The 20,264-nt window shown below is 64.2% G+C and carries 22 protein-coding genes and 2 pseudogenes; 13 read left to right on the top strand and 11 right to left on the bottom strand.

Translation table 11 applies throughout. The features are described from left to right. Window positions 1-38 precede the first annotated feature (38 nt). The 3 genes from O1Y97_RS24180 to O1Y97_RS24170 all read left to right on the top strand — a co-directional run bounded on the left by O1Y97_RS24180 (window position 39) and on the right by O1Y97_RS24170 (window position 2,923). Window positions 39-758 (top strand): cell wall hydrolase, encoded by a 720-nt coding sequence (locus tag O1Y97_RS24180; protein ID WP_318762655.1) that lies wholly within the window; start codon window positions 39-41, stop codon window positions 756-758. A 109-nt stretch (window positions 759-867) separates the two neighbouring features. After that, the gene (gene recR, locus O1Y97_RS24175; protein ID WP_108609504.1) at window positions 868-1,473 is read left to right on the top strand and encodes a recombination mediator RecR; all 606 of its coding nucleotides are present in this window, start codon (window positions 868-870) and stop codon (window positions 1,471-1,473) included. 220 nt (window positions 1,474-1,693) lie between these two features. Next, the gene (locus tag O1Y97_RS24170) at window positions 1,694-2,923 is read left to right on the top strand and encodes a lytic murein transglycosylase (protein WP_318762654.1); all 1,230 of its coding nucleotides are present in this window, start codon (window positions 1,694-1,696) and stop codon (window positions 2,921-2,923) included. 202 nt (window positions 2,924-3,125) lie between these two features. On the opposite strand, the gene O1Y97_RS24165 is transcribed toward O1Y97_RS24170, so the two are convergent. Next, entirely contained in the window at window positions 3,126-4,127 is a 1,002-nt protein-coding gene (locus O1Y97_RS24165) for an LLM class flavin-dependent oxidoreductase (protein WP_318762653.1), read from the bottom strand. Between the two features lie 95 nt (window positions 4,128-4,222). Continuing rightward, window positions 4,223-5,275 (bottom strand): LLM class flavin-dependent oxidoreductase, encoded by a 1,053-nt coding sequence (locus O1Y97_RS24160; RefSeq protein ID WP_318762652.1) that lies wholly within the window; start codon window positions 5,273-5,275, stop codon window positions 4,223-4,225. A 218-nt stretch (window positions 5,276-5,493) separates the two neighbouring features. Between O1Y97_RS24160 and O1Y97_RS24155 the strand changes: the two genes are divergently transcribed. Then, the gene (locus O1Y97_RS24155; protein ID WP_108609500.1) at window positions 5,494-5,922 is read left to right on the top strand and encodes a DUF6481 family protein; all 429 of its coding nucleotides are present in this window, start codon (window positions 5,494-5,496) and stop codon (window positions 5,920-5,922) included. Between the two features lie 199 nt (window positions 5,923-6,121). Here the strand turns inward: O1Y97_RS24155 and sugE are convergent, their stop codons facing one another. Beyond that, window positions 6,122-6,436, bottom strand: coding sequence for a quaternary ammonium compound efflux SMR transporter SugE (sugE, locus tag O1Y97_RS24150; RefSeq protein WP_108610073.1), 315 nt, complete (start codon window positions 6,434-6,436; stop codon window positions 6,122-6,124). Window positions 6,437-6,595: 159 nt separating this feature from the next. Then, window positions 6,596-6,721: a hypothetical protein gene (locus tag O1Y97_RS24145; protein ID WP_108609499.1), complete on the bottom strand. Its 126-nt coding sequence runs from the start codon at window positions 6,719-6,721 to the stop codon at window positions 6,596-6,598. Window positions 6,722-6,876: 155 nt separating this feature from the next. Here O1Y97_RS24145 and O1Y97_RS24140 point away from each other — a divergent pair, with 155 nt between their 5' ends. Together O1Y97_RS24140 and O1Y97_RS24135 are read left to right on the top strand one after the other, a co-directional pair. Then, entirely contained in the window at window positions 6,877-7,845 is a 969-nt protein-coding gene (locus tag O1Y97_RS24140; RefSeq protein ID WP_404801234.1) for a cation diffusion facilitator family transporter, read from the top strand. Between the two features lie 26 nt (window positions 7,846-7,871). After that, window positions 7,872-8,275 (top strand): annotated as a pseudogene (locus tag O1Y97_RS24135) (GFA family protein). A 7-nt stretch (window positions 8,276-8,282) separates the two neighbouring features. On the opposite strand, the gene O1Y97_RS24130 reads toward O1Y97_RS24135, so the two are convergent. Continuing rightward, a complete protein-coding gene (locus O1Y97_RS24130; RefSeq protein ID WP_183264130.1) occupies window positions 8,283-9,548 on the bottom strand; it encodes a DNA recombination protein RmuC in 1,266 nt (421 codons plus the stop codon). Between the two features lie 103 nt (window positions 9,549-9,651). On the opposite strand from O1Y97_RS24130, the gene def reads away from it, so the two are divergent. From def to truA, 4 genes are all read left to right on the top strand, one after another. After that, on the top strand, window positions 9,652-10,182 hold the full coding sequence (gene def / locus O1Y97_RS24125; RefSeq protein ID WP_108609497.1) for a peptide deformylase: 531 nt from the start codon (window positions 9,652-9,654) through the stop codon (window positions 10,180-10,182). A 146-nt stretch (window positions 10,183-10,328) separates the two neighbouring features. Then, window positions 10,329-11,264: a methionyl-tRNA formyltransferase gene (gene fmt / locus O1Y97_RS24115; protein ID WP_318762651.1), complete on the top strand. Its 936-nt coding sequence runs from the start codon at window positions 10,329-10,331 to the stop codon at window positions 11,262-11,264. Next, window positions 11,261-11,770 (top strand): GNAT family N-acetyltransferase, encoded by a 510-nt coding sequence (locus tag O1Y97_RS24110; RefSeq protein WP_318762650.1) that lies wholly within the window; start codon window positions 11,261-11,263, stop codon window positions 11,768-11,770. The genes fmt and O1Y97_RS24110 overlap by 4 nt, the downstream gene beginning before the upstream one ends. A 22-nt stretch (window positions 11,771-11,792) precedes the next feature. Then, the gene (truA, locus tag O1Y97_RS24105; protein WP_318762649.1) at window positions 11,793-12,545 is read left to right on the top strand and encodes a tRNA pseudouridine(38-40) synthase TruA; all 753 of its coding nucleotides are present in this window, start codon (window positions 11,793-11,795) and stop codon (window positions 12,543-12,545) included. Here the strand turns inward: truA and O1Y97_RS24100 are convergent. From O1Y97_RS24100 to dapD, 4 genes are all read right to left on the bottom strand, one after another. Then, window positions 12,530-13,126 carry a transporter gene (locus O1Y97_RS24100; protein WP_108609493.1) on the bottom strand — a complete coding sequence of 199 codons (597 nt, stop codon included), beginning with the start codon at window positions 13,124-13,126 and terminating at the stop codon, window positions 12,530-12,532. The two genes, truA and O1Y97_RS24100, sit on opposite strands and share 16 nt — an antisense overlap. A gap of 14 nt (window positions 13,127-13,140) precedes the next feature. Then, the gene (gene dapE, locus O1Y97_RS24095) at window positions 13,141-14,328 is read right to left on the bottom strand and encodes a succinyl-diaminopimelate desuccinylase (protein WP_318762648.1); all 1,188 of its coding nucleotides are present in this window, start codon (window positions 14,326-14,328) and stop codon (window positions 13,141-13,143) included. A 146-nt stretch (window positions 14,329-14,474) separates the two neighbouring features. Further along, entirely contained in the window at window positions 14,475-14,846 is a 372-nt protein-coding gene (locus O1Y97_RS24090) for a DUF805 domain-containing protein (protein WP_108610071.1), read from the bottom strand. A 76-nt stretch (window positions 14,847-14,922) separates the two neighbouring features. Beyond that, window positions 14,923-15,777 carry a 2,3,4,5-tetrahydropyridine-2,6-dicarboxylate N-succinyltransferase gene (gene dapD, locus O1Y97_RS24085; protein ID WP_318762647.1) on the bottom strand — a complete coding sequence of 285 codons (855 nt, stop codon included), beginning with the start codon at window positions 15,775-15,777 and terminating at the stop codon, window positions 14,923-14,925. A 144-nt stretch (window positions 15,778-15,921) separates the two neighbouring features. Between dapD and O1Y97_RS24080 the strand changes: the two genes are divergently transcribed. After that, a complete protein-coding gene (locus O1Y97_RS24080) occupies window positions 15,922-16,761 on the top strand; it encodes an LOG family protein (RefSeq protein WP_108609491.1) in 840 nt (279 codons plus the stop codon). 9 nt (window positions 16,762-16,770) lie between these two features. Here the strand turns inward: O1Y97_RS24080 and O1Y97_RS24075 are convergent. Further along, a pseudogene (locus O1Y97_RS24075) lies at window positions 16,771-17,619 on the bottom strand (DUF817 domain-containing protein); the annotation flags it as partial. Further along, window positions 17,616-18,326, bottom strand: a complete 711-nt coding sequence (locus O1Y97_RS24070; RefSeq protein WP_055980607.1) for a pyrimidine 5'-nucleotidase — start codon at window positions 18,324-18,326, stop codon at window positions 17,616-17,618. The pseudogene O1Y97_RS24075 and the gene O1Y97_RS24070, both read right to left, overlap by 4 nt. Window positions 18,327-18,545: 219 nt before the next feature. On the opposite strand from O1Y97_RS24070, the gene O1Y97_RS24065 reads away from it, so the two are divergent. Both O1Y97_RS24065 and O1Y97_RS24060 read left to right on the top strand, forming a co-directional pair. Continuing rightward, window positions 18,546-19,250, top strand: coding sequence for a GGDEF domain-containing protein (locus O1Y97_RS24065; protein ID WP_108610069.1), 705 nt, complete (start codon window positions 18,546-18,548; stop codon window positions 19,248-19,250). Window positions 19,251-19,356: 106 nt separating this feature from the next. Beyond that, the gene (locus tag O1Y97_RS24060; RefSeq protein ID WP_318762646.1) at window positions 19,357-20,262 is read left to right on the top strand and encodes an EamA family transporter; all 906 of its coding nucleotides are present in this window, start codon (window positions 19,357-19,359) and stop codon (window positions 20,260-20,262) included. Window positions 20,263-20,264 lie beyond the last annotated feature (2 nt).

Below are 20,264 nucleotides of genomic sequence, written 5' to 3'. Positions count from 1 at the left end.
AATCTGGGGACGTGGCGGGACTGCAAGAGGGGCGCTTTTTGATCGCCAACAAATGGAAGATGCCGATCCTTGTCGGCATCCTGGTCTCGCTGTTCATCGTGTCCGGATGCACCACCAGCAAACTCGCTGACGGGGTCACCACGAGCTCGGTTCGTTCCGGTTCCTACGCCTATACGGCGAAGGACAAGGAGTGCCTGGCGCGGGCGATGTTCTTCGAATCCAACCGCTCGAGCCGCGACGGCCTCGTTGCCGTCGGCAGCGTCGTCATGAACCGTCTCAAGTCGGGCGAATATGGCGAAACGGTCTGCGGTGTGGTCGGCCAGAAGGGCCAGTTCGCGCCCGGCGTGCTGTCGCGGCCGATGAATTCGAAAGCCTTGCCCGACGTGCAGGCGGCTGCCGACGCCGTGCTCAAAGGCGAACGCCATCCGAAGGTGAAGCCCGAAGTGATGTTCTTCCACACGGCCGGGCTGAAGTTCCCCTACAAGAACATGCACTACACGACAGTGGCCGGCGGCAACGCCTTCTACGAGAAGCGCAGCCGCAGGAAGCCGCTGCCTGCAGCGATCGAGGCCGAAACCATGGTCGCTTCAGCCGAACCACAGGCGCTGCCGGGCGTTGTCGAGGAGAGGCCGACGACCGTCGCTTCCGCCGGTTCCAATGCGGCACTGGCCAGTGCGATGTCGTTCCAGGCGACATCAGCGGATGCCGACGCGATCGGCGCGCTGATTGCCAGCCAGGACAGGCCGATGAGCGACTGAGCGAATAGGGAGTAGCGAATAGCGAATAGGGAAAGAAGACAGGAGCAGCCGGTCGGCGCTTCGTCACTATTCGCTACTCACCATTCGCTCCTCGTTTTATACCGCTTCCATGTCGAAGCGAATCGCCGGTCCCGAGATCGAACGCCTGATTCAGCTACTGGCCAAGGTGCCGGGGCTTGGGCCCCGTTCGGCCCGCCGCGCAGCCCTCCATTTGATCAAGAAGAAAGAGCAACTGCTCGCGCCTCTGGCTGCCGCCATGGGCGAAGCGGTCGACAAGGTGCGCGTCTGCTCGACCTGCGGCAATGTCGATACCTCCGATCCCTGCATGATCTGCACCGATCCGCGTCGCGACCCGACCACCATCATCGTCGTCGAGGACGTGTCGGATCTCTGGGCGCTGGAGCGGGCTGGCGCCATGAATGCGCGTTTCCATGTGCTTGGTGGCACGCTGTCGCCGCTGGATGGCGTGGGGCCGGACCAGCTGACCATCAAACAACTGGTGACCCGCATCGCCGAGGGCGGCGTCAGCGAGGTCATCCTGGCGGTCAACGCCACCGTCGAGGGCCAGACCACGGCGCACTATCTCACCGACCAGCTCTCCGGCTTCGACGTGAAGATCACGCGGCTGGCACATGGCGTGCCGGTCGGTGGCGAACTCGATTATCTCGACGAAGGCACGCTTTCCGCGGCCCTCAAGTCGCGGACCGTGTTTTGACGCAATTGGCTTGCAGGGAGGTTGGATGATCGGCGCCCTAAGTTGCCCCCCTCTGTCCTGCCGGACATCTCCCCCACAAGGGAGGAGATCAGCCCTCATCGCACCTTTGGCCAATCTCCACCGTCGTTGCACGACGAGCGGTGAGGGCGCAGCCGCCAATCTCCCCCCTTGTGGGGGAGATGTCCGCCAGGACAGAGGGGGGCAACGTGGAGCGCAATCCTTGCGCCAGTTCCTGGCTTCGCTGGTGATAGGACTCTTGGCCTGCGCCGCCCCAGCCTCCGCTGCCCCCATCGACAGCCAGTTCCAGGCCTGGCTGGCGAAGGACCTCTGGCCGGAAGCCAAGGCCAAGGGCATCTCCAGGGCGACATTCGACGCGGCTTTCGCCGGCGTCTCGCCCAATCTCAAGTTGCCCGACCTCGTCTTGCCCGGCGAAAAGCCGAAGACGCCGAAGAAGCAGCACCAGGCCGAGTTCGGTTCGCCAGGCAACTACTTCGCCGAGAAGACCCTGGGTGCGGTCAGTGCAGGCGGGCGCACGCGTGCCGGCTCCAATGCCAAAACGCTTGCCGCGATCGAAAAGCGCTTCGGCGTGCCCCGCGGCGTGGTGCTCGCCATATGGGGCCGCGAGTCTGGCTTTGGCGCCGCCAAGATGCCTTACGATGCCTTCGAGGTGCTGGGCACCAAGGCATTTCTCGCCACCCGTAAGGACATGTTCCGCAAGGAGTTGCTCGCCGGTCTTGAGATGGTCGAGCGCGGGTTGGTCAGCCGCAAGGCCATGCGCTCGTCCTGGGCCGGCGCGCTTGGCCAGCCGCAGTTCCTGCCGACGTCGTTCCTCGAGCATGCCGTCGATTTCGACGGCGACGGCCGCGCCGACATCTGGAACTCGACGCCCGACACGCTGGCCTCGATCGCCAACTATCTTGTCCATTACGGCTGGGTGAAGGGGCGCGACTGGGGTTTCGAGGTGTCGGTGCCGGATACCGTAACCTGCGCTCTGGAGGGTCCTGACCAGGGCAAAAAAATCGCCGACTGGGCGGCGATGGGCATCGGCCGTATCGGCGGCAAGCCATTCCCGCAAAACGAAGCGAGGGCCGAAGGTTTCCTGATGATGCCGGCGGGACGCAACGGGCCTGCCTTCATCGTCACGCCCAATTTCTACGTGCTCAAGGAATACAACGAGAGCGACGTCTATGCGCTGTTCATCGGCCATGGCGCCGACCGGATCGCGTCAGGCGACAGGCGCTTCGCCGGCAGCTGGGGCAAGGTCGACGGGCTCTACCGCTCCGACATCGCCGCCATGCAGCGTGGGCTGGAAAAGCTCGGCTACGACGTCGGCGGCGCCGATGGGTTGCCGGGGTTCAAGACCCGTCGCTCGATCGGCGACTGGCAGGCCAAGAACGGTCGGTCGGCGACCTGCTTTCCGGACAAGGGCATCGTCGAGGCGATGCGATAATCTTCCTTCTCCCTTTGTGGGAGAAGGTGGCCGAGCGAAGCGAAGTCGGATGAGGGGTTGCTGGACGGAGTGCAGCCTTCGAAACTGTGCGTATTCCCGCGCTCGCTCCTGCCGCCTCGTATTTCTTCCAACACCCCTCATCCGTCTCGGCGCTTCGCGCCGATCCACCTTCTCCCACAAGGGGAGAAGGTAAGACACCAGACTAGGCCGCTTTTGCCAGTCCGGCGCCGACTTCCGCCAAAATCTCGTACGACTGCTTGCGCGCCTCATGGTCGAAGACCTGAGCCGTCACCATCAGTTCGTCTGCTCCGGTGCGGGCGATGAACGCCTCGACGCCGCGGCGGACGGTTTCGGGCGAACCGACCACCGCGCAGGCGAGCGTCTGCGACAGCATCTGGCGGGCGACCGGGTCAAGGTCGCGCTCGTAGCCTTCGACCGGGGCCGGAAGCCTGCCTGGGCGGCCGCTGCGCAGATTGACGAAGGCCTGCTGCACCGAGGTGAACAGGAGCTTCGCCTCCGCGTCGGTCTCCGCGGCCACGACATTGATGCCGGCCATGACATAGGGCTTGGCCAGCCGCTCCGAGGGCTGGAAGCGCGAGCGGTAGATCTCGATCGCATGGTCGAGCTCGGCGGGCGCGAAATGGGAGGCGAATGCGTAGGGCAGGCCAAGCATGGCGGCGAGTTGCGCGCCATAAAGGCTGGAGCCGAGCACCCAGACCTCGACCTGCTCGCCCTCGCCGGGTACGGCGCGGATGCGCTGCTCCGGCGTCGCCGGCTCGAAGTAGCCTATCAGCTCGACGACATCCTGCGGGAAATTGTCGACGCCGGCTTCAAGATTGCGGCGCAGGGCGCGTGCGGTCAGCATGTCGGTGCCCGGCGCCCGGCCGATACCGAGGTCGATGCGGCCGGGGTGCAGGGCGGCCAGCGTGCCGAACTGCTCGGCGATCACCAGCGGCGCGTGGTTGGGCAGCATGATGCCGCCGGCGCCGACTCGGATGGTGCTGGTGCCGGCCGCGACATGGGCGATGACGACCGAGGTCGCAGCACTCGCGATGCCGGCCATGTTGTGGTGCTCGGCCAGCCAGTAGCGGTGGAAGCCGAGTGTCTCGGCGTGGCGGGCCAGATCGAGCGTATTCCGGAGCGATTGCGCGGCAGTGCTGCCTTCGGTGACCGGCGAAAGGTCGAGGACGGAAAGGGTGGTCATGATGCAGCTCCGGCGGGTAGGGACCCGCCGGATATAGGAACCGCTACCCCCGCAAACAAACCTTCCCGTTCACGGTAAGTTTTGGTCCAGCGGTTTCAGGCTGTCGTCTCGGCGGGCGAGGCGCCCAGTTCCTTGCGCACCAGCGGCGCCACCTTGGTGCCGTAGAGCTCGATCGCCTTCATGATCTTGTCGTGCGGCATGATGCCGATCGCCATCTGCAGCAGGAAGCGCTCGTTCTTGAACAGCTTGTGCTGTGCCACGATCTTTTCGGCCACCACCTCCGGGTTGCCGACGAACAGCGCGCCTTGCGGCGAACGCGATTGGTCGAAATGCGCCCTTGAAGTCGGTCCCCAGCCGCGCTCGCGGCCGATGCGGTTCATCACCTCGGCCTGCGGTTGGTAGAAGTCGTCGGCCGCCTGCTCGGTGGTTTCGCCGACGAAGCCATGGACGTTGATGCTGGTGGCAAGCTTGGCCGGGTCCTGCCCGCCGCGCCGCGCCGCCTCGCGATAGAGGTCGAAAAGCGGTGCGAATCGTGCCGGCTCGCCGCCGATGATGGCAAGCGCCAACGGCAGGCCGAGCACGCCGGCGCGCGCTGCCGATTGCGGTGTGCCGCCGATGGCGATCCAGATCGGCAGCTTGTCCTGATAGGGGCGAGGATAGACGCCGCGATCGTCGATCGACGCGCGATGCGTGCCCGACCACGTCACGCGCTCGCTGTCGCGCAGCGCCAGCAGCAGGTCGAGCTTTTCGGCGAACAGATCGTCGTAGTCCTCGAGGTTGTAGCCGAACAGCGGGAACGATTCGATGAACGAGCCGCGACCGGCCATGATCTCCGCGCGGCCGCCGGAAAGCTGGTCGAGGGTGGCGAATTGCTGGAACACGCGCACGGGATCGTCGGAGGAAAGCACGGTGACGGCGCTGGTCAGCCGGATGCGCTTGGTGCGCTCGGCTGCGGCAGCAAGCGCGACGACCGGCGCAGAGGCTGCGTAATCCGGGCGGTGGTGCTCGCCAAGACCGAACACATCGAGCCCGACCTGGTCGGCCAGTTCGATTTCTTCGATGAGATTGCGCAACCGCTGATGCGGTCCAATGGCTCCCGGGCCTGCTTCCGGGCTGACGTCGGCAAAAGTGTAAAGGCCAAGTTCCATATCGCTGGTCCTGTCGCTGACATTCGTGCTACAGGTAGCCATCGCTCCACGAAGCCGCCAGATGCGGACTAGTGAACAATCCATATCGAGATTGGCGCCAAAGAGCGTTTCCTATCCGCAACATCACGCGAATTCATGGGAGACATGCCTTTTTGGCGCTTGAACTCTGCCTTTGCGCGCGTATGTAAGCGGCGCGAAGTGACTCCAGGGAAATCAAATTGGCAATCTACAGGGAAAAAGACGTCTTCGAACGGCGTAACGCCGCCAATGACGCAAAGAAAGCTCTCCTCGAAAAGTACAAGGCACGCCCGGCAGCTGACGATCCAGCGGTTGTGGCACGCCAGGCTGAACGCAAGGCGATCCTAGAGGCACGCGCCATCCGCGAAGCCGAAAAGGAAAAGCTGCGGCAGGAACGCTTGGCTCGTGAAGCCATCGAAAAGGCCGAACGCGAAGCCAAGGCCGAAGCTGAACGCCTGGCCGCCGAAGAGGCCGCGCAGGCGGAAGCCAAGGCACGCGAGGCTGAAGAGGCCGACCGTATCAGCCGCGTGCTCTCCGACGAGGCTGAGCGCAAGGCCAAGCGTGACGCGCGTTACGCAGCGCGCAAGGCGCGCGGCAAGCGGATGCCGCCTTCGGCCAATTTCGGCTGATTGCAGGACACGCTCGCCTGAAAGACGCATCGGCCTGCTAGCCAGGTCCGATTGCGCGAATTCTCATTGCTGGTGGTTCGCGACCGGGGTTTTGCCAAGCCCGGGGCGCGGGCCGCTTTGGCGTGTCCGCAGGTCGTCGGCATGCAGATTGCCGTAGCCCGCCCGGTTGGGCAGGCCAGGCCATTCCGCGACTGCGCGATCAGGCGACGAGCTTGAGGCCGACGATGCCGGACACGATCAGGCCGATGCAGGCGAGGCGGAGCGCCGTTGCCGGCTCGCCCAGAAGCCAGATGCCAAGCATCGCCGTGCCGACCGTGCCGATGCCGGTCCAGATGGCATAAGCCGTGCCGACGGGCAGCGTCTTCAGCGCCAGGCCGAGCAGGCCGAGGCTGACGATCATCGAGGCGATGGTGAGGACAGTCGGCATCGGCTTCGAAAAGCCGTCCGTGTATTTCAGCCCGATGGCCCAGCCGATCTCAAACAGTCCAGCAAGAAACAGATAAGTCCAAGCCATGGAACGCTCCATTGGATGGCGGGTCGTCCCGACCGGTTTTTTGGGGGAGGCGCAAGATCGTTCCTGCGCCAGGATAGATGGGGTTTTTGGAAGAAGAATCAACCAGACGCCCGGCCGAGACCGGGCGTCTGGTGATTGATATCAAGCCGAGACCAGAGCCTACTTGTCCTTGATCTTGGTGGCTTGCACCGGAGGCGCCTTGAATGCCGGCGCTGGTGCTGGCTTCTTGGCGTCTTTTTTGGGTTTCCGGGCTTCTTTCCCGGCTTTCATCGCACCCTTGGCCATGATTCGTTTCTCCCGCTGCTGAGACACGAAGTGAAACGCGAAGTTGTCTCGCTTGCAAGAGGGGTGTTGAGCCACCAGCCGCTTGTTTCGCAGCCACGAATTGGCTTGAGCCCAGCCCGGCGCCCGCTACAGTTGCCTCTCGCGAGGAACTGACGGTGGCACACTCCGGCTCCAGATTTGTGATCTTTGCGGCAATCGCCGGCAACCTGCTGATCGCCGTCACCAAGTTTGTCGCCGCCGCCTTCACCGGCAGTTCAGCGATGCTGTCGGAAGGCGTGCACTCGCTGGTCGATACCGGCAACGGGCTTTTGCTGCTCTATGGGCTTCGGCGCGCCGCCCAGCCGCCCGACCGCCTGCATCCATTCGGCCACGGCCGCGAGCTCTATTTCTGGAGTTTCATCGTCGCACTTCTGGTCTTTCCGCTCGGTGCCGGCGTCGCCTTCTATGAGGGCGTGATCCACATGCTCGATCCCGAGCCGATCGAAAACCCGCTCGTCAATTACGTGGTGCTTGGCCTGTGCATGGTCTTTGAAGGTGGCTCCTGGCTGGTCGCGCTCAAGGAGTTCCGGCGCAGCAAAGGCAGCCTCGGCTACATCCAGGCCGTGCGGCGCAGCAAGGATCCCAGCGTCTACACCGTGCTGTTCGAGGATAGCGCAGCCCTGCTCGGGCTGGTCATCGCGCTCATCGGCATTTCCGCGGCGCAGTATTTCGAGCAGCCCTGGATGGACGGCGCCGCATCCATCGGCATCAGCCTGATTCTCGCGGCGACGGCGGTGTTCCTCGCCCGGGAGAGCAAGGGGCTGCTGATGGGAGAGCCCGCCTTGCCCGATATGCAGGCCAAGATCCTGGAGGTTGCCCAGGCCGACCCGGCGGTCGAAAAGGCCAACGGCGTGCTGACGGTGCACATGGGCCCCGAGCAGATCGTCGCTGGCCTCAGCCTCGATTTTGTCGACCACATCTCGGCGGCCGATATCGAAACCTGCGTCGAGCGGCTGGAGAACAAGCTCAAGGCGGAAGTCCCCGAGGTGAGTGCGGTCTTCATCAAGCCGCAGACTTCCGAGCGCTGGCGCGAGCGGCGGGATAGACTTGTGACCGGGGATACGGCGGCGCCTGAGACGGAATAGAATCGTGAGGAAAAGGAGGAATTTCAATGAAGATTGAAGGCGGCTGCCATTGCGGCGCCATCACCTACATGGCCGAGGTCGACCCCGAGAATACGGCGATCTGCCATTGCACCGACTGCCAGAAGCTGACCGGCACTGCATTTCGCGTGACGGTTCCGGTCGCAGAGGACAAGATCGCGTTCACGGGCACACCCAGGATCTACGTGAAGACCGGCGAGAGCGGCAACAAGCGGGCACAAGGGTTTGCGCCGAGTGTGGGTCGCATCTCTTCGCCACCTCGGTCGGCGACGGTCCGAAGGTCTACGGCCTCAGGACCGGGACATCCAGCCAGCGCGAGCAACTGGTTCCGCGCAAGCAGGTTTGGCACCGCTCGGCCCTGCACTGGCTGCCCGCATTCGAAGGCATGGAGACGGTCGAGAAGCAGTCCTAGCGACGCCCTATTCGCTTTCCTCGACTACCCGCAGCCTGAGCTGGCCCGTCTTGGAGTCGGCGGCGCGGCCATTCGGCGCTTGAGGTTTCGCGGCTTCGTCCGATTCGCCGGCATGCGAGGCGCCGAATTCCAGCGCCTCGATCTTTTCGCCGCGCTTGGTGACCTTGGACGACGACACCAGGATGTCGTCGATGTCCTTGCTGGCCTGGCCGAAATGGGTCTGCAGCTTGCGCACGCGCTCGTCGAGGCGGCCGACATCCTCCATCAGGCGGATGACCTCGCCCTGGATCAGGTGCGCCTGCTCGCGCATCCGCGCATCCTTGAGGATCGCCTGGATGACCTGGATCGACAGCATCAAAAGCGATGGCGAGACGATCACGATGCGGGCGCGATGCGCCCGGTGCACCAGTGATTCGAAATTCTCGTGGATCTCGGCGAAGATCGATTCCGACGGCACGAACATGAACGCCGTGTCCTGCGTCTCGCCCGAGATCAGGTACTTGTCGGCGATCGCCTTGATGTGCACCTCGAGATCGCGCCGGAACGCCTGCGCGGCATATTTCTGCGCGTCTGCAGCGCCATCGACGTCGGCTGCGGCACGGATGGCGTTCCAGGCCTCGAGGGGAAACTTGGCATCGATCACCAGAGACGGTGCGCCATTGGGCATCTTGACCAGGCAGTCCGGCCGGTTGTTGTTCGACAGCGTCGCCTGGAACTCATAGGCGCCGAGAGGCAGCCCGTCGGCGACGATCGCCTCCATCCGCGACTGGCCGAAGGCGCCGCGCGTCTGCTTGTTGGACAGGATCGCCTGCAACTGCACCACCTGGCCGGCGAGCGACTGGATGTTGCCCTGGGCCGTGTCGATGACGGCGAGCCGCTCCTGCAGCTTGGCCAGGCTGTCATGCGTCGATTTCGTCTGCTCGGCCATGGTCTGGCCGATGCGGCCGGTCATGGCGTCGAGACGCTGGCCGAGCGACTGCGTCAGCTCGGCCTGGCGCGCGCCGAAGATGTCGGCAACCGTGCCGAGCCGCCCCTGCATCTCCGCCTGCGCCTGCAGGATGCCGGCCATGCGGGCTTCCGCGTCGCGGGCGTGATCGGCGGCTTCGGCGGCCGCCACCGCGCGCGCCTTTGCCGATCGCCACAAGGCGATCATGAGGACGGCGAGCAGGATCACGAACAGCAGGGCGCCGAAACCAAGCGCCTGGCCGAGCGTGATGATGGTGGCGCCAAGCTGGGCGATGGGAGCGGACAAGATGCTGGAAAGGTCGTTCATGGCCGGCACCATAACCGATTCGCATCCTACGGTCAGATCAAAACAGGAACATCGCCCCATGCCACCGGTTGACGGTTTTATTCCGACATCTTAGTTGAGGCACATGACTATCAAGCCGCTGATCATCCTTCCCGATCCACTGCTGCGCGAGCTTTCCAGGCCCGTGGAGCGCATCGACGACGACGTGCGCAAGTTCGCGCGCGACATGCTCGACACCATGTATGACGCGCCGGGCATCGGCCTTGCCGCCATCCAGGTAGGCGAGCCGCTGCGCATGCTGGTGCTCGACCTTGCCAAGGAGGGCGAGGAGCCGGCGCCGCGCGTAGTCATCAATCCGCAAGTGCTTTCGCGCAGCGACGAACGCTCGGTCTACGAGGAAGGCTGCCTGTCGATCCCCGACTATTATGCCGAGGTCGAGCGTCCGTCGGCGGTTCGGGTCAAGTATCTCGACGAGAACGGCAAGGAGCAGGAGGTCGAGGCCGACGGCCTGCTCGCCACGTGCCTGCAGCACGAGATCGACCACCTCGATGGCGTGCTGTTCATCGACTACATCTCCAAGCTCAAGCGCGACATGGTGCTGCGCAAGTTCAAGAAGCTCGCCAAGGACCGTCCGCCGAGCCGCATGGTGGGTTGATCCCGCTCTGTTTGCCTCAGAGCTCGCCACGCGCAACATCCGCGACTTCGACGGACTTGACCTCAGGCTCGTAAACCCGTTTGAAGCGATGGCCTGAACGGTTGGCAGTCGCCGGCCGGGCCTAGCTTGCTGGACCGCATACCCTCATGAGCCTTCGCGTCATCTTCATGGGAACGCCGGATTTTTCCGTGCCGACGCTGCGTGCGATCGCCGAGGCTGGCCACGAGGTCGTCGCCGTCTATTCGCAGCCGCCGCGCGCCGCGGGCCGTCGCGGACTGGAGCTCACGCCCTCACCGGTGCAGCGCGAGGCCGAGCGGCTGGGCATCGAGGTGCGCACGCCGCTTTCGCTGAAAAGCGACGCAGAGCATGCGGCATTCGCCGGGCTCAAGGCCGATGTCGCCGTGGTCGTGGCCTATGGCTTGTTGCTGCCGAAGGCCATTCTCGAAGGCACTCGGCTCGGCTGCTACAACGGCCATGCTTCGCTCCTGCCGCGCTGGCGCGGGGCCGCACCCATCCAGCGCGCGATCATGGCCGGTGATGCTGAAACCGGTATGATGGTCATGCGGATGGAAGAGGGATTGGACACCGGACCGGTCGGGCGACTTGAAAAAGTCGCGATCGGACCCGACATGACGGCTGGCGAGTTGCACGATCGTCTGATGGCGGTAGGTGCCTCGCTCATGGTAGAAGCGCTGGCTGAGCTCGAAGCGGGCAGGCTGGAAACGGTGCCCCAGGCCAGCGAAGGCGTGACCTACGCCAAAAAAATCGATAAAGCGGAGACGCGGATCGATTGGACCTTGCCGGTGACGGCGGTCGACAACAATATCCGCGGCCTGTCGCCATTTCCCGGCGCCTGGTGCGAATTCGAGATCGGTGGACGAACAGAGCGCTTGAAAGTGTTGCGCTCGCAACGTGCCGCCGGACAAGGAGAGCCGGGAACGGTTCTCGACGACCGGTTGGAGATTGCCTGTGGCGAAGCCGCCGTCAGGCTGGTCGAGGTACAAAGGGCGGGAGGAAAACCCGTCACCGCGGATGAATTCCTGCGCGGTGCCAAGATCGAAAAAGGAATGAAGTTGTCATGAGCATGATGTCGATCCGGGCGGCCACGCCCCGCGACCGCGAGGCGATCCGCCTCGTCGAGGAACACGCCTTCGGGCAGCAGGCCGAAGCCGGCCTCGTCGATGCACTGGTCGCCGAGGGCGACGCGGTCGTCGAACTGGTGGCCGAAGAAGATGGCGACGTTGTCGGCCACATCCTGTTTTCCAGGCTCTATGTCCAAAACGGCGGCAAGACTGTTCCGGCAGTTGCGCTTGCACCGCTGGCAGTCGAGCCCGATTTCCACGGTACCGGCATCGGTGGCGCGCTGATCCGCGAGGCTCATATCCGCCTCAAGGATGGCGGCGAGACGCTGGCCGTGGTGCTCGGCGATCCGGCCTATTACGGCCGCTTCGGCTATACGCACGACCGCGCGGCCAAGTTCGAAAGCGACTACCAGTGCGAGGCGCTGCAGGCGCTGGCCTGGGGCGATGCGCCCGAGACCGGCGAGCTGGTCTACGCCTCGGCCTTCGGTAAGGCTCTGGCCGCGTAAAGCGGCCGAGTTTTGACAGCACATGCCGCGCTATCGCCTCGACATCGAATATGACGGTCGCGCTTATGCCGGTTGGCAGCGGCAGGCCGGCCTTCATACCGTCCAGGCGGCGATCGAGCAGGCAATCCTGAAATTCTCCGGCGATGAAATCTCGCTGCGCGGTGCCGGACGCACCGATGCCGGCGTGCATGCGACGGCCCAGGTTGCCCATGCCGACCTCACCAAGGCATGGGCCGACGACAAGGTGCGCGATGCCGTCAACGCGCATATGCAGGCTGCCGGCGAGACGGTATCGGTGCTCGCCGCCCGGCAAGTGCCAGACGATTTCGACGCCCGTTTCTCCGCCACAGGGCGCCATTACATCTACCGTATCCTCAATCGCCGCGCGCCAGCCGCACTGGAGCGTGGCAGGGTCTGGTGGGTGCCCAAGCGCCTCGACCACGAGGCGATGGCAGAGGCGGCCAAGCTCCTGCTCGGGCGGCACGATTTCACCACTTTCCGCTCGACCCAGTGCCAGGCCAACAGCCCTGTCCGCACGCTCGACCGGCTCGACGTCACGCGGTCCGGCGACATGATCGAGGTCAGGACTTCGGCTCGCTCGTTCCTGCACAACCAGGTACGTTCGATGGTCGGCAGCCTGAAGCGGGTCGGCGAGGGCGGCTGGACGGCCGACGATCTCAGGGCGGCCCTCGAGGCGCAGGACCGCGCCGCTTGCGGACAGGTGGCGCCGCCGGACGGTCTCTACCTGACCGGCGTGGATTATGCGGGTACGTAGATCCCGAACATCGACTGCAGCGAAAACAGCACGAGCAGCGACACCAGGAACATGCCGGCAAAGACTGCCGAGCCGACCGCAGCCCCCTTGCCGATCGCCGCATTGGTCATGCGCCAGCTGAGCACCATCGACAGGACGAACAGCGCCAGCGACAGCGCTGACGTGGCGCTCTGCGCCGCCGGCATCAGCATCCGGAGCAGGGCGGCGGGCAGCATCAGCCAGGCGATGATGGCCGAAGCCCAGTTGCTGGCCACGACATAGTGCACGAAGCGGTCGCCGACGCCGGCGCGGCGTGCCACCAGGGCAAAGACGATCAGTGGCAGGACCCAGGCACCGATGTCGACCAGCGCCAGCCGGACGACGATGCCGAAGCGGCCTGCGAATGCGGTCGATTGCAGGGCAAGCTCGTCGGAGACCCCGACCCAGCCGATGATCAAGGCCGGCACGGCGATCAGGATGGCGAAGAACGAGTTCCAGAACCCGTCGGCGCTGAGATCGAGCAGGCGCAGGCCGTCGGCCTTGCCCAGCATCAGCCGCCAGGCACCGGACAGATATTGCTGGATTTCACTGCTGCCCAACATCGCGTCCTAAGCTGTCATCCGAACCAGTCTTCCAGGAAGCGCTGGTAGACCTGTGTCAGCATTTCGAGTTCGGCAAGCGGCACGCGCTCATCGACCATGTGCATGGTCTTGCCGACCAGCCCGAATTCGACGACCGGGCAATAATCCTTGATGAAACGCGCATCCGAAGTGCCGCCGGTGGTCGACAGTTTCGGCTTGCGGCCGGTGACCGCCTTGATCGAGCCCGCCAGAGCGTCGACCAGCTTGTCGTCGCGGGTCAAAAAGACATGGCTCGGCGTGTCGCGCCAGGTCAGCTCGAATTCGATCGGCTCCTTGCGGCCCTTGCGGTATTTCTTCCGGCCGCTCGCCTTGTCCAGGCGATTGTGGATCTCCGCCTGCAGCGTCTCCACCGTCCAGGTGTCGTTGAAGCGGATGTTGAAGGCTGCCGTCGCCTTGGCCGGAATGACGTTGGTGGCCGGATTGCCGACGTCGAAGGTGGTGACCTCGAGGTTGCTCGGCTGGAAATCCTTGGTGCCCTTGTCGAAGGCAGGGTTGAGCAGCGCGTCGACCAGCGTCATCAGCCCGCGCACGGGGTTGTCGGCGAGGTGCGGATAGGCGGCATGGCCCTGGCGTCCGTTGACGGTGACGACGCCCGACACCGAGCCGCGCCGGCCGATCTTGATCATGTCGCCCAGCATATCCGGGTTGGTCGGCTCGCCGACCAGCGAAGCGTCCCACTTCTCGCCGCGTGCGGCTGCCCATTCGAGCAGCTTGACGGTGCCGTTGATCGCGGGGCCTTCCTCGTCGCCGGTGATCAGCAGCGACACCGATCCTTTCGGGCCGCCATTGGCCTCGACATGGCGCGCCACCGCCGCCACGAAGCAGGCGATGCCGCCCTTCATATCGACGGCGCCGCGGCCATACATCTCGCCATTGGCGATGGCTGCCGAGAACGGCGGGTGCGTCCACGCCGCCTCGTCGCCGACCGGCACGACGTCGGTGTGGCCGGCGAACATCAGGTGCGGTCCGTTGCCGGAACGGCGGGCATAGAGGTTCTCGATGTCGGGTGTGCCCGACTCGGAGAAGGTCGGGCGGTCGACGGCGAAGCCGAGCGGCTTCAGCATGGCTTCCAGCGCCGTCAGGGCGCCGCCTTCAGCCGGGGTGACCGACGGGCAGCGAATGAGGGCGGCAAGGTTCTCGGCGGGATCTGTAGGCAGTTTCATGGCCACAGCGATAATTGAATCGCCCGGCCCTGTCACGACGTTCGGTTGCTCCGGTGAACGCCGAGTTAAGCCTCGCTACAGCGTCGCCCGTCACGACCTGTCATGGGGAAGGCACAGGCTCGCTCGTTGGGCCTCACAGGAAGGGTCTATTGCGGCGCGTTGGTCTGGTGGCCGAACTGGTTCGGGCCCGGCGTTCCCGGATAGAAGCAGAGCGCGATGAAGGCGAAGATCGAGATCACCGGGATGAACAGCGCCACCGCGAAGAGGCCTGGCTTGTCGAAATCGTGCAGGCGTTTGACGCTGAAGGCGATGTGCGCCCACAGGAAGACCAGGAAGCTCAGGCCGAACAGCATCGACCACAACTGGGCCGCGCCGCTTTCGGGATGCACGCGCATGAACTGGTAGAGCGGGAACGACATCGTCACCAGCATCAGCAGAAAGCCGAGCACGTAGGCCGCGCGGTTCACGCGGCCCGAGAATCGGAAGAACAACCAGAAAAGCTGGGATTTGTCAGGCAAGTGAATCTGGTCCGTTCTGTTGGCCGGGCATTAGAGCGATTTGCTCAAATGCCCGGGAGAAAATTCTGCCGAAAGGTCAATCTCTGAGCAGTTCGTTGATCGAGGTCTTGGACCGGGTCCTGGCGTCTACGCGCTTGACGATGACTGCGCAATAGAGGCTCGGGCCGGGCTCGCCATTGGGCAGCGGCTTGCCGGGCAGCGAGCCGGCGACGACGACCGAATTGGCCGGCACTTCACCGTAGAATATTTCGCCCGTGGCGCGGTCGACGATCTTGGTCGACTGGCCGATGAACACGCCCATGCCGAGCACCGAGCCTTCGCGCACGATGCAGCCCTCGACCACTTCCGAACGCGCGCCGATGAAGCAATTGTCCTCGATGATCGTCGGGCCGGCCTGCATCGGCTCGAGCACGCCGCCGATGCCGACGCCGCCGGACAGGTGCACGTTCTTGCCGATCTGGGCGCAGGAGCCGACCGAGGCCCAGGTATCGACCATCGTGCCGGTGTCGACATAGGCGCCGACATTGACGAAGGACGGCATCAGTACGGCGCCCGGAGCGACGAATGCCGACTTGCGCACGACGGCCGACGGCACGGCGCGGAAGCCGGCCTTTTCGAAGTCGACCGAGCCCCAGCCGTCGAACTTGGACGGCACCTTGTCCCACCACGAGGCGCCACCGGGCGCACCCGAGATCAGCTCCATCGGGTTCAGGCGGAACGACAGCAGCACCGCCTTCTTGAGCCACTGGTTGACCTGCCACTTGCCGTCGTCCTGGCGCTGCGCGACGCGGGCAGTGCCCTTGTCCAGAAGGTCGAGTGCGGTCTCGATGGCGTCGCGGACTTCGCCGCGCGTCGATGTCGAAATGCCGTCGCGTTCCTCGAACGCCTTGTCGATCGTCTTTTCGAGGCTGGCGAGATCGAGCTTCGACATGAACATCTCCGTTACGTACCGTTAAGGTTAAGGCTTCTAAGCTGGCATAAAATCGCGCGGACCCTATTTCAGGCTAGTGGAGGGGTCAATCGCGGTGACGCCGCGGAATGTCGCGGGCAACGGTAATTTGGGGTCGAGCAGAAAATGAATCCTATGGATAAGGCTGGCTGGACGCCGCTGCCGCACTCTGACGAGGACCTGGAGCGCTCCAAAAGCGTACCCGATACGCCGCAGACGCGCGCCTCGACCTACCGGCTTGCCTGGAACGACGAAGATTTCATGACCCAGCGCGACCTGCGCCCGGTGCGGCTGCAGCTCGAACTTCTCAAGACCGAGATGATTCTGGCCGAACGCGGCATACGCTCGACGGTGATTCTTTTCGGCGGCGCGCGTATTCCCGAGCCCGGCGGCGAGGCCTGGGCGGCGAAGAACGAGACGCAGCGCAAGAACCTCGAGGCCAACAGCCGCTACTACGAGGAGGCGCGCAAGTTTGCCCGCCTGTGCTCGCAGCATTCGGCTGCGTCTTACTACCGCGAGTTCGTCGTCGTCACCGGCGGCGGCCCGGGCGTGATGGAAGCCGGCAACCGCGGTGCCGACGATGTCGGCGCGCCTTCCATAGGGCTCAACATCGTCCTGCCGCACGAGCAGGCGCCCAATGCCTATGTGACGCCGGAGCTGTGCTTCAACTTCCACTACTTCGCCATCCGCAAGATGCATTTCGTCATGCGTGCCAAGGCGGTCGCCGTGTTCCCCGGCGGCTTCGGCACGATGGACGAGTTCTTCGAGACGCTGACCCTGATCCAGACCGGACGCATGGAGCGTGTGCCGGTCATCCTGTTCGGCAAGTCATTTTGGGAGCGGGCGATCGACCTCGATTTCCTCGCCGACCAGGGCACGATCACGCCGGGCGACCAGGACATCATCGATTTCGTCGACACCGCCGACGAGGCCTGGGACATCATCGCCAAGTTCTACAGCCTTTGAGCCTGGCGTCGCGTCCATCGGCCGCGGCCGGTGGACCAGCGTCACCAGCACGAAGGATATGATCATCAGCAGATACCAGGAGCCGAGCTTCTGGATCGACACCGGCGTCCAGCCGTCATGCTGGCCGGGATAGATCCAGGCGCGCGACCACGTGCCGATGTTCTCCGCGAACCAGATGAACAGCGCGACCAGCAGGAAGCCGAGCAGCAGCGGCATGCGGTGGCGGAAGCGGAAGACGCGGTAGTGCACCACCGTCGTGAGGTAGAGCAGGGCGGTTGCCGCAAACAGGCCGTAGCGGATGTCGATGGTGAAATGATGGGCGAAGAAGTTGACGTAGATCGCCGCGCACAGCAGCACCGTGGCCCATAGCGGCGGATAGCCGCTGTAGCGCATGTCGAAGATGCGGCTGACGCGGGCAAGATACGAGCCGACCGCCGCATACATGAAGCCGGAGAACAGCGGCACGCCGGCGATGCGAAACAGGTTTTCCTCGGGATAGATCCACGAGCCGGCGGAGGTCTTGAACACCTCCATCACTGTCCCGACGACGTGGAAGATCAGGATGACCTTGGCTTCGGACGGCTTCTCCAGGCGCAGCGCCAGCATGGCGACCTGGATGGCGACCGCGGTGAGGAACAGGAAGTCGTAGCGCGTCAGTCCGGCGTCCGCCGGCCACCACAGCCTGGTCGCCATGATCAATGCCAGCATGGCGCCGCCGAATAGGCAGGCCCAGGCCTGCTTCAGCCCGAAGACAAGGAATTCGACGAGCGCACCGTAAAAGCCTCCGGCAGGCAAGCGGTCGAGCACGGCATGCGCCGCCGCATCGATCCGCGCCTCGACGGAGGTGAAGCGGCTCAAGCGGCGTTGGCCTCGACGATCGTCGTCAGGAAGGTCGCGAGATCGTCGGTGACGTAGTCGACGTCGTCCTCGTGGGTGGGATCGCTCTCCCAGATCTCGGAGAAGGTCGGCTCGAAATTGCGCGGTACGATCAGCACCGTCGTCATGCCGAGTGACTTCGGCACCGAGAGGTTGCGCGCCAGGTCCTCGAACATGACGGCATTGGCGCCGGTGACCTTGTGCAGGGCGGCGAAGGTCTCATAGGGCTGGCGTGCCGGCTTGGGCGTCAGGCCGGCGGCGACGATGTCGAAGATGTCGTCGAAATGGTCGAGGATGCCCAGCTGGCGCGCGGTGCGCTCGGCGTGGCTACGGTTGCCATTGGTGAAGATGAACTTGCGGCCGGGCAGCTGGCGGATGGCAGCGCCCAGCACCGGATCCGGCACCAGCCAGGAATAATCGATGTCATGGACATGTTCGAGGAACGCATCGGGATCGATGCCATGGCGCTGCATCAGGCCGTTCAGCGTCGTGCCATATTCGAGATAGAGTTCTTTCTGCAGCTTGCGTGCGTCCTCGCGCGACAGCGTCAGCAGCTCCGCGACATAGCCCGTCATCTTCACGTCGATCTGGGAAAACAGATTCGAATGATGCGGATAGAGCGTGTTGTCGAGGTCGAACACCCAGTCGGTGACGTGGTCGAAGCGGGCGGGATCGGGAATATCGGTCATGACGCCCTTATGGCATGGTTCAGGAAATTTGGAAGCGTCCGCGCACGCTCACAATCGCGTTGGACGATGGCGAATTTACGCGGGGTAAGTCGAATTTTAACTACCTGGGAAAGATGACCTTCAGTTGATGCTGGCATTCCAGCTGTCGGCAGGGAGCAGAAATTGAAGATTGTGCTTTTAAAATCCGGTTTCGTCACACTATTGTGCATCGCGGTCACGATGGCGCTGGTCCTGACGGTGATTCCGCTCACGAATGGCACTGTCGACACCGCCGCTTATCTATTGCCGGTGCTGTGTCCCGTCTTGATTGCATTTCCTTTTTCTTTTCACACCTTCTGGCAGCGTGAAAAGTTGAAGGTGGCCCATGCAGAGCTGACGCGTGCCCACGCCCAGCTTGCCGCCGCGCACAAGCGCCTCTCGGAAAAGGCAAGCCGCGACGAGATGACCGGCATGCTCAACCGCGAGAATTTCTTTGCCGCCCTCGATGGTTCCAGGCGCAAGACCGATCGCGGCGCGCTGCTGATCATCGATGCCGACCACTTCAAGCAGATCAACGACAGCTTCGGTCACCTGACCGGCGACCAGGCGCTGCTCCAGATCGCCGCCGCGATCACACGTGGCGTGCGCAGCGGCGACATCCTTGGGCGCATCGGCGGTGAGGAGTTCGGCGCCTTCCTGGTTGGCGCCACCAAGGACGAGGCCAAGCTGGTGGCCGAGCGTATCCGCAGCGAGGTCGAGGCGCTGCGCTTCCAGCCCAATGACGAGCGCTCCGTGCCGCTGACCGTCAGCATCGGCGGCACCACCTGCGAGTCCGAGGCCAACGTATCGGAACTGATGAAAAGCGCCGACAAGCGCCTCTACGAGGCCAAGCGCCGTGGCCGCAACCGCGCGATCTTCGATACGGGCGTTCCCGAAGCGGCCTGATCCTGCCTCTGGCACAAGGTTTTTGAGGCCGCGTACGGTTGCACGCGGCCCTTGCCGCTTCTAGAGGGAACGGGCGGCGCCTCCAGCCGTCCCGCCGGACATCTCCATGGAACTCTGGATACCCATCACCATCGCCGCCGCCTTCCTGCAGAACCTGCGGTCGGTGGTGCAGAAGCACCTGAAGGGCGTGATGGGCACCACCGGTGCCACCTTCGTCCGCTTCGGTTTCGGTTTTCCCTTCGCGCTTACCTTCGTCGGCGTGCTGCATTTTGTCGTCGGCTACGACCTGCCGCAGCTCAACGGCACATTCCTTGGCTGGGCCGTGGTCGGCGGTGTCGGCCAGATCGCCGCGACCTTCCTTTTGATCCACCTGTTTTCGTTCCGCAACTTTGCCGTCGGCACCGCCTATTCGCGTACCGAGCCGGCGCAGGCGGCGCTGTTCGGGTTGCTGTTCCTCGGCGAGCGTGCGACGGCGGGCGCCATCGCTGCCATCGCCATCAGCGTCTTTGGCGTGATGCTGATCTCGGTCGCGCACACGGCATTCACCGCCCGCACGCTGGTGACCTCGGTGCTCAGCCGCAACGCGCTGATCGGGCTGGCCTCGGGCACGTTCTTCGGCATCTCGGCCGTCGCCTACCGCGCCGCGTCGCTTTCGCTCGGCGGGCCGAATTTCATGATGCAGGCGGCGGTCACGCTCGCCGTCGTCATCGTCTTCCAGACGCTGATCATGCTGGCCTGGATCGTCTGGAAGGAGAGCGATGAGCTGCCGCGCATCGCCAAGGCGTGGCGGCCGGCATTGTTCACCGGCCTTGTCGGCGCTTCGGCCTCCTTCGGCTGGTTCATGGCCATGACGCTCCAGCAGGCGGCGATCGTCAAATCGCTGGCCCAGATCGAGATGCTGTTCACCTTTGCGTCGAGCGTCTTTTTCTTCCGCGAACGCATCAACCGGCTCGAGATCGCCGGTTGCGTGCTGATCGTCGGCGGCATCCTGGTGCTGTTGGCCGTCGGCTAGCC

It is taken from the genome of Aminobacter niigataensis, from assembly GCF_946995915.1.
Taxonomy (GTDB): Bacteria; Pseudomonadota; Alphaproteobacteria; order Rhizobiales; family Rhizobiaceae; genus Aminobacter; species Aminobacter niigataensis.
Note: the sequence above shows the minus strand (reverse complement) of the source record. Positions and strands in the feature narration are given on the sequence as shown.

Coding starts and splice junctions, on each gene's coding strand:
- O1Y97_RS24100 (WP_108609493.1), bottom strand. CDS start 13,126: ATGTTGGGCAGCAGTGAAATCCAGCAATATCTGTCCGGTGCCTGGCGG.
- O1Y97_RS24070 (WP_055980607.1), bottom strand. CDS start 18,326: ATGACCGATATTCCCGATCCCGCCCGCTTCGACCACGTCACCGACTGG.
- O1Y97_RS24065 (WP_108610069.1), top strand. CDS start 18,546: ATGGCGCTGGTCCTGACGGTGATTCCGCTCACGAATGGCACTGTCGAC.
- O1Y97_RS24130 (WP_183264130.1), bottom strand. CDS start 9,548: ATGAACGACCTTTCCAGCATCTTGTCCGCTCCCATCGCCCAGCTTGGC.
- O1Y97_RS24165 (WP_318762653.1), bottom strand. CDS start 4,127: ATGACCACCCTTTCCGTCCTCGACCTTTCGCCGGTCACCGAAGGCAGC.
- O1Y97_RS24080 (WP_108609491.1), top strand. CDS start 15,922: ATGAATCCTATGGATAAGGCTGGCTGGACGCCGCTGCCGCACTCTGAC.
- O1Y97_RS24160 (WP_318762652.1), bottom strand. CDS start 5,275: ATGGAACTTGGCCTTTACACTTTTGCCGACGTCAGCCCGGAAGCAGGC.
- dapD (WP_318762647.1), bottom strand. CDS start 15,777: ATGTCGAAGCTCGATCTCGCCAGCCTCGAAAAGACGATCGACAAGGCG.
- O1Y97_RS24145 (WP_108609499.1), bottom strand. CDS start 6,721: ATGGCCAAGGGTGCGATGAAAGCCGGGAAAGAAGCCCGGAAACCCAAA.
- def (WP_108609497.1), top strand. CDS start 9,652: ATGACTATCAAGCCGCTGATCATCCTTCCCGATCCACTGCTGCGCGAG.
- O1Y97_RS24060 (WP_318762646.1), top strand. CDS start 19,357: ATGGAACTCTGGATACCCATCACCATCGCCGCCGCCTTCCTGCAGAAC.
- dapE (WP_318762648.1), bottom strand. CDS start 14,328: ATGAAACTGCCTACAGATCCCGCCGAGAACCTTGCCGCCCTCATTCGC.
- O1Y97_RS24110 (WP_318762650.1), top strand. CDS start 11,261: ATGAGCATGATGTCGATCCGGGCGGCCACGCCCCGCGACCGCGAGGCG.
- truA (WP_318762649.1), top strand. CDS start 11,793: ATGCCGCGCTATCGCCTCGACATCGAATATGACGGTCGCGCTTATGCC.
- recR (WP_108609504.1), top strand. CDS start 868: ATGTCGAAGCGAATCGCCGGTCCCGAGATCGAACGCCTGATTCAGCTA.
- sugE (WP_108610073.1), bottom strand. CDS start 6,436: ATGGCTTGGACTTATCTGTTTCTTGCTGGACTGTTTGAGATCGGCTGG.
- fmt (WP_318762651.1), top strand. CDS start 10,329: ATGAGCCTTCGCGTCATCTTCATGGGAACGCCGGATTTTTCCGTGCCG.